Genomic DNA, 7,039 nt, shown 5'->3' on the forward strand with positions numbered 1-7,039 from the left:
CTGATCTTTATTATGTTGAATGATGAGGGTATTTCATTACATAGAAAATGATCATTATTTAGGAATGTGATAGTACTATTCAGCAAAGTATAAATGGGTATACTAGAATCTCTTGTTATAAAAAATAGCAATATCAGGAAAGACAATGACTGCACGTATTCAAAAAGGCAAGTTAGCGATTGCTAAAGAACTTTACGATTTCATCGAAAATGAAGCACTACCGGGTTCAGGTTTAGACAGTGAAACTTACTGGAAAAACTTTGAACAAGTCGTTGTCGATCTTAGCCCAAAGAACAAAGCACTATTGGCTAAGCGTGACGACATTCAAGCGAAAATTGATGAATGGCACCGCAACAACAAATTTGAACTCGAAGCTTACAAAGCTTTCCTTACTGAAATTGGCTACTTATTACCAGAAGTAGAAGATTTCCAAATCAGCACAGAAAATGTAGACGAAGAAATCGCATTATTGGCTGGTGCGCAATTAGTAGTGCCTGTACGTAATGCACGTTACTGCTTAAACGCTGCGAACGCACGTTGGGGTTCACTCTACGATGCTCTTTACGGTTTTGACGTGATCTCTGAAGAAGACGGCGCGGAAAAAGGTAAGGGCTATAACCCAGCTCGTGGCGCAAAAGTTATCGAATTTGCTAAAAACTTCTTAAATGAAACTTTCCCGCTAGCTAATGGTTCGCATGCAGATGCAACTAAATATGCTGTAGAAGGCAAAAAGTTAGTTGTAAGCCTAAAAGATGGCTCAACTGCAACTTTAGCGAAAGAAGCTCAGTTTGTTGGTTTTAATGGTGACGAAGCTGCGCCAACCGAAATCGTACTCTTAAACAATGGTTTGCATGTAATCATTGAAATTGATGCGACGAGCCCAATTGGTTCAACTGATGCTGCGGGTGTTAAAGACTTAGTTCTTGAAGCTGCGGTAACCACAATTCAAGACTTAGAAGACTCAATTGCAGCAGTTGATGCTGAAGAGAAAGTTGAAGGCTACCGTAACTGGTTAGGCTTAATGAAAGGTACGCTTTCTGAGTCAATCGAGAAAAATGGTAAGACCATCACGCGTACATTAAATAAAGATCGTACGCACAAAAATTTAATCGGTGGTGAAACTACGCTTCACGGTCGTTCATTGATGTTGCTTCGTAACGTAGGTCATTTGATGACAAACCCTGCGATCCTTGTAGATGGTGCTGAAATCTACGAAGGCATCATGGATGCATTGATCACACCGTTATTGACCTTTGCAGACATTAAAGGCGAAAACGAAAACAAGAACTCTCGTAAAGGTTCTATGTACATCGTTAAACCAAAAATGCACGGTCCGGAAGAAGTTGCATTTGCAGTTGAATTATTTGAGCGTGCTGAACAAGCGCTTGGTTTACCTGCGAAGACTTTGAAGATCGGTATCATGGACGAAGAACGTCGTACTTCTGTGAACTTGAAAAACTGTATCGCGCAAGCGAAAGATCGTACGATCTTTATTAATACAGGTTTCATGGACCGTACGGGTGATGAAATCCATACTTTCATGGAAGCAGGTCCATTCGTTCGTAAAGGCGAAGTGAAGTCTCAAATCTGGTTCCCAGCGTATGAAAACCGTAACGTGATGATCGGTCTACAAGCAGGCTTACGTGGTAAAGCGCAAATCGGTAAAGGCATGTGGCCAAAACCAGATATGTTGCTTGATATGTACAAAACTAAAATTGAGCATCCAGAAGCTGGCGCAAGCTGTGCATGGGTTCCGTCTCCATCTGGCGCTGTAATTCACGCGATTCACTACCATCAGTGCAATGTTTCTGAGCGTCAAAAAGAGTTGTTGAATACTCAGCCACTATCTTTAGATGATTTGTTAACACCGCCTTTAGCGACAGATACAAACTGGTCTGAAGAAGAGAAAACCAAAGAACTCGAAAACAACCTTCAAGGTATCTTGGGTTATGTGGTTCGTTGGGTTGATTTGGGTGTAGGTTGTTCAAAAGTTCTAGACATCAACAACGTTGGTTTGATGGAAGACCGTGCAACTTTACGTATTTCTTCTCAACACGTTGCAAACTGGTTACGTCACGGTATCGTAACTGCTGAACAAGTTGAAGAAGTATTTAAGCGCATGGCGAAAGTTGTGGATGAGCAAAATGCCAACGATCCACTTTACACGCCAATGGCACCAAGCTTTGATGGTTATGCATACAAAGCTGCTTATGACTTAGTATTCAAAGGCGGCGAGCAGCCATCTGGTTATACAGAGCCTCTATTACATGCTTACCGTTTAAAATTAAAAGGTTATACAGGTGACTAATCTGTAAATCAAAAAAAGCCTCTTCGGAGGCTTTTTTTATTGCTTGAGAAAGTTAGAATGTCGACATAAAAAATGAAAAGGAAACTCCATGTATTTATGGAATGTAAATCGGTTGGTGGATGATATAAGACTGAATAAAGTCTCTGAAACCCATTATAAAAACTACTATATTGTCAGCTCAATATTGATTTTCTTTAGCTACTTAGCACTGACGTTAACCCCAGAATCCAAACCTACAGAAGCTTGGGCTTCGTTTGTTTTACAAGTTGGTCTGCTGATTAGTTGGGTGAATGCCATATTTAAAGCCAATGGCGGCGAGCAAGGCCGAGATTTTTTAAAGCGCTTTATTGCATTGTATTTGCCCGTAACGATTCAGAGTTTAGTCCTCTTTATCTTGATCGCTGTTGTTGTCGAAGGGCTGTTACCCATGTTGACCCTAAACATGGAGGAGGCTGTGCTTGAGCAACTCACCACAGTTAAAGATCTAAGTTTTGAAGTCATCATTAGCTGTTATATTTATTGGCGAATCTATAAAGCGATGCGGCAGATTCATCAGCCTGTTTAAAGTATAAGGTTGTAAAAGAAATTAATTATAAAGTTTTATCCTGTTTTTCTCATAGCTTTTCAATGCTGAAGCCTTTACATTGGGATGAATGATAAAAATAGGATGGAAACGATGTCAGCTTATACCGCATTAGATTTGCAATATATTGGTGGGCAATGGCGAGCAGGGACTTCAACGCGTCACATCAAGAATATCAATCCCTTTAGCCAAGCAGAAATTTTTGAATTGCAGGCTGCCAGCAGTGTCGATGTAGACAGTGCTTATAGTGCGGCAGCAGCAGCATTTAAATCAGAAAAGACCAAGTCTATTAAAGTACGTCAGCAAGTTATCAACAAATTAGCTCAAACCATTCAGCAGCGCAGAGAAGAAATTATTCAATGGCTGATAGATGAATCTGGGAGTACACGTTTAAAAGCCAATATTGAAGTTGATGCGGCGCTCGGCATTATCCAAGAATCGCTGAGTTTTCCTGAAAAAATGCACACCGTGGAGCTAGAGAGTAAAGATCCGAGTCGAAAGAGTTTTGTACTGCGCAAACCCTTGGGAGTCATAGCAGTGATTAGCCCTTGGAATTTTCCATTTCATTTGTCGATGCGTTCTGTGGTGACTGCGATTGCTTGCGGCAATAGTGTGGTACTGAAGCCTGCAAGTGACACGCCAGTGACAGGTGGAACGTTACTCGGGAAATTATTTGAAGAAGCGGGTTTAGCGCATGGTGTGTTAAATGTCGTTGCAGGCAGCGGCAGTGAAATTGGCGACTATTTTGTAGAGCATCCTGTACCTAAATTGATTTCATTTACAGGTTCAACTGAAGTGGGTCAACAGGTGGGGGTGAAAGCTTTGGTAAGTTCACGGATTAAGCGTTTAGCGCTGGAACTTGGCGGCAATGCGCCTTTGGTCATTTTAGATGATGCAGATTTAAATTTAGCCGTTGAACTGACCGTGATGGGGCGTTTTTTGCATCAAGGACAAATTTGCATGAGTACCAATCGAGTGATTGTGGATGAATCCTTGCACGATGCTTATGTTGAAAAATTAATTAAACGGGTAAAAAGCATCGTGGTCGGTGATCCGAATGATGCTGAAACCCTGATAGGGCCCATTATCAATAAGTCGCAAATCGATAAATTAAAAACTATTATTCAAAATGCCATTCAGCAAGATGCAATTTTAGCCTACGCAGGTGGTATTGAAGGTCAATTGGTTGCACCGCATATTTTCACCCATGTGGATGCACATGCTGATATTGCATTAGAAGAAAGCTTTGGGCCAATCTTGCCGATTTTAAAAGCGCGAGATGAAGCGCATGCACTTGAATTGGCGAATTCAACCCGATTTGGTTTATCGAGTGCAGTATGTACCTCAAATTTAGCACGCGGCGGAGAGTTTGCGGCCAAACTCGATATAGGCATGACGCATATCAATGGCATCAGTGTGGCGGATCATTCTAATGCACCCTTTGGCGGTGAACGGAATTCAGGCCTTGGTCGCTTTAATGGTGAGTGGATATTTGAGGAATTTACCCGCACCCATTGGCAAACGTTCCCTGCTTAAAATACACAAATTGAAGTCTATTTTATCTTGTGCAATAGACTTCACTGCAGGTTCTGTTATGCAGGACATTTCTAGTTTATTTCCATGAAATATCAGGAAGTATATAGTCCCAAAAACGACTCCAACGTGTTTTGTAATACAGAAAAGAGCCAATATCTTGGCTTGAACAATTATCCTGATAGTACATTTTGTGATTCATCAACAGCATAGGTTTACGCTGCAAGGCCGTCATATACAGATTGACCTGAACCTTGTAATTGTAGATTGAATAATTAGAAGAAATACTCTCGGTTTTCATTTTTTGTATATTGTTAATATGCAGATCAAACTTCAAGCCCTTTTTGTAATGCGTAGACTCATGAATTGTTCGATCTGCAATTGGAATAAGCGGATTGTTATCACTAAACGCTAAATATGCGTTATGTATTTTGTTTCCTTGTTGATAATTAAACTGAAGAGCTGAATTTGCAGTAGTGAAATAGGGGAGGCATCTTGAGGATTGATTTTAAACGTGCCTGTACAATTAGTCCTGACACGCCCTTCATCTTCGTTCACCGTAAACCAGCCAAATTGATCTTCCAATTCCGTCGTATGGGCTTCATCTACGTCAGGAAGAATCATGCCAAACTGATCTCTTTGTCTTTGCTGATTTTGCATCAAGCGATAACTATTTTGAGCACGTTTTGCAAAACGGATTTCAGGAAACATCTCTGGAGAAGTAATTTTAAAGTCAGAGACATTGATTACTTCACCATCAGGCAAGATGACCAATGAAAATTGTTATTCTTGGGTGTTGGGAAGATTTTTGACCGTAACCCAATGATGTGTACTGATCATTTGCTGATTGCGAAAATGCTTATATTGAATGCGGTATTTGCCTGCCGGAATCTCAGTCTCATTGATTAGGTCTTGTTTAAATGGATATACGTTGAGATAGAGCGCGTCGAGACTAAAAGGTAGAAATGAAACGGTATGTACAGAGACTTTTGCGGCATGTGCGGTTGAATATAGGCTTGAAATTAGAATTAAAACGATAAAGCGACTTCGGTCTAGATTTTTCATTTATTATAAAGATTGATTTTTTGCGGATTATGGCAAATATGTGTGCTAATTTCAAACCGATTACCTTATCGCAATTAAAGTCTCAAAACTTGCCTGAAATCAGCTTTGAATATCCTGAGGAAGTCTATCCAAATTATGATTTGCCGTTACTCTTTAAGTCTGAACAAGGGTTAGAGTGGCGAAAAGTGAATTTTGGCATGGTGCCTAAATGGGCCGCAGACAAATCAATCGCACTTAAAACCTATAATGCTCGAAATGAAACTTTGTATCAAAAGCCTACTTTTATTAATGCGATCTCAAAATGTAAGTTTGGCGTGATACCCGTGTCTGAATTTTATGAGTCAATGTATATCGATAATAAGCCGCAGCGTTGGAGTGTTAAGCGCAAAGATGGAGAAGCGTTTTATATAGCTGCCTTATATGACATTTGTCGGCAAGGTGACGAGATTGTACGTTCAAGTACCATGATTACGATGGATGCTATTCAGCATGAGATGATGAAACACTTTCATGAGCCGGGCAATGTAAAGCGCTCGGTCATTGTGATTCCCCATGCGCGATTAGAGGAATGGCTAAGTTGGAAATCACCCAACATCCAAAGTTTTGTACAAGGTTTTCCTGTTGATGAGTTTGAATGTGCGCACGCACCCAAAATAAAAATCGAAAAAATCAGTCCCCAACTGAACTTTTTCGATTGATATTTCGGTGATGCAAATGCTTATCGAGCTAAGTTTTTAAAGATATGCTTTAAGCTTTCCATGGTTTTTTCAATTTGTAGGGGGGTTAAGCCTTCAAAAGATTGCTCTAGAACGACATTCGTTAGATCGTTAATCTTCTGCGTCATTGCAGTGCCTTTATCAGTTAATACAACCCGGGTAATACGTGCATCATCTTCACAAGAATAAGTATCTACCAAGCCTTCATCTTTTAAGCGATAAACGATCTTGGTTGTGGTCGACATTTTAGATACGACCATTTCAGATAAATCTGAAACGCTAGCATGTGGTTTAGACTTGAGTGCTAGCAGGATACGACGACGTGAATTATCAACGCCATACTTTTTTAAGGCATGGTCGACGTTTAAAACATATTGTGAATGCACCTGAGTAACCCAGTAGAAAGGAAAATTTTCTAAACTAAAGTCATCGGTGGATGGTAAAAATTTTGAATACTTTTTTGTCATAAAGGAGTCCCCTGAATATTTGTTTTAATTTTATTTAATGTTTTAACATTCTATTGAAAAATAGAGGGTAATAGCAAGAGTTCACAATAAAAAAATAGAAAGTAGAAGATATCTCATTTTTAGATTATCTAAATAGATTATATTGATATTCTGTCTAAATGCTTAAAAGAAATTAAAACTAAGGTCAGATATAGAGATAGTGTAGTGAAAATAAATAAGTTTTTAATTTGAATTGAATATTAGACTTCTTTCATAATTCATTTTTTGCTCAGCTCTAAATTATAGATTCCTGCAATTAAATTGAATCTTAAGCCCAGTCTTTTTCCTCGATTACGATATCGCTCGGCAAGGATTTTGAAAGTTTTTA

General features: G+C 39.5%; 7 protein-coding genes and 1 pseudogene. 4 read left to right on the forward strand and 4 right to left on the reverse strand.

Going from position 1 to position 7,039, the window contains the following annotated elements; all coding sequences use genetic code 11:
* Nucleotides 1–145: 145 nt before the first annotated feature.
* The 3 genes from FTU62_RS13170 to FTU62_RS13180 all read left to right on the forward strand — a co-directional run bounded on the left by FTU62_RS13170 (nt 146) and on the right by FTU62_RS13180 (nt 4,427).
* Entirely contained in the window at nt 146–2,308 is a 2,163-nt protein-coding gene (locus FTU62_RS13170; protein ID WP_180034698.1) for a malate synthase G, read from the forward strand.
* An 88-nt stretch (nt 2,309–2,396) separates the two neighbouring features.
* Nucleotides 2,397–2,873 carry a hypothetical protein gene (locus FTU62_RS13175; RefSeq protein ID WP_180102907.1) on the forward strand — a complete coding sequence of 159 codons (477 nt, stop codon included), beginning with the start codon at nt 2,397–2,399 and terminating at the stop codon, nt 2,871–2,873.
* A gap of 111 nt (nt 2,874–2,984) precedes the next feature.
* Entirely contained in the window at nt 2,985–4,427 is a 1,443-nt protein-coding gene (locus FTU62_RS13180; RefSeq protein WP_180102908.1) for an aldehyde dehydrogenase family protein, read from the forward strand.
* A 408-nt stretch (nt 4,428–4,835) separates the two neighbouring features.
* Here FTU62_RS13180 and FTU62_RS13185 read toward each other — a convergent pair whose 3' ends face one another.
* Both FTU62_RS13185 and FTU62_RS13190 read right to left on the reverse strand, forming a co-directional pair.
* Nucleotides 4,836–5,189 (reverse strand): hypothetical protein, encoded by a 354-nt coding sequence (locus FTU62_RS13185; protein WP_180102909.1) that lies wholly within the window; start codon nt 5,187–5,189, stop codon nt 4,836–4,838.
* An 18-nt stretch (nt 5,190–5,207) separates the two neighbouring features.
* Nucleotides 5,208–5,489 carry a hypothetical protein gene (locus FTU62_RS13190; RefSeq protein WP_180102910.1) on the reverse strand — a complete coding sequence of 94 codons (282 nt, stop codon included), beginning with the start codon at nt 5,487–5,489 and terminating at the stop codon, nt 5,208–5,210.
* Nucleotides 5,490–5,527: 38 nt separating this feature from the next.
* On the opposite strand from FTU62_RS13190, the gene FTU62_RS13195 reads away from it, so the two are divergent.
* Nucleotides 5,528–6,187: an SOS response-associated peptidase family protein gene (locus tag FTU62_RS13195; RefSeq protein ID WP_078193721.1), complete on the forward strand. Its 660-nt coding sequence runs from the start codon at nt 5,528–5,530 to the stop codon at nt 6,185–6,187.
* Between the two features lie 20 nt (nt 6,188–6,207).
* On the opposite strand, the gene FTU62_RS13200 is transcribed toward FTU62_RS13195, so the two are convergent.
* Both FTU62_RS13200 and FTU62_RS13205 read right to left on the reverse strand, forming a co-directional pair.
* Nucleotides 6,208–6,672 (reverse strand): MarR family winged helix-turn-helix transcriptional regulator, encoded by a 465-nt coding sequence (locus FTU62_RS13200; protein ID WP_078193646.1) that lies wholly within the window; start codon nt 6,670–6,672, stop codon nt 6,208–6,210.
* 257 nt (nt 6,673–6,929) lie between these two features.
* Nucleotides 6,930–7,039: pseudogene (locus tag FTU62_RS13205) on the reverse strand (IS5/IS1182 family transposase); the annotation flags it as partial.

The organism is Acinetobacter sp. YH12126 (assembly GCF_013418745.1).
Taxonomy (GTDB): domain Bacteria; phylum Pseudomonadota; class Gammaproteobacteria; order Pseudomonadales; family Moraxellaceae; genus Acinetobacter; species Acinetobacter amyesii.

What these genes read in the sequence shown, in the direction of transcription:
- FTU62_RS13190 (WP_180102910.1), bottom strand. Translation starts at nt 5,489, where the DNA reads ATGAAAAATCTAGACCGAAGTCGCTTTATCGTTTTAATTCTAATTTCA.
- FTU62_RS13195 (WP_078193721.1), top strand. Translation starts at nt 5,528, where the DNA reads ATGTGTGCTAATTTCAAACCGATTACCTTATCGCAATTAAAGTCTCAA.
- FTU62_RS13170 (WP_180034698.1), top strand. Translation starts at nt 146, where the DNA reads ATGACTGCACGTATTCAAAAAGGCAAGTTAGCGATTGCTAAAGAACTT.
- FTU62_RS13175 (WP_180102907.1), top strand. Translation starts at nt 2,397, where the DNA reads ATGTATTTATGGAATGTAAATCGGTTGGTGGATGATATAAGACTGAAT.
- FTU62_RS13200 (WP_078193646.1), bottom strand. Translation starts at nt 6,672, where the DNA reads ATGACAAAAAAGTATTCAAAATTTTTACCATCCACCGATGACTTTAGT.
- FTU62_RS13180 (WP_180102908.1), top strand. Translation starts at nt 2,985, where the DNA reads ATGTCAGCTTATACCGCATTAGATTTGCAATATATTGGTGGGCAATGG.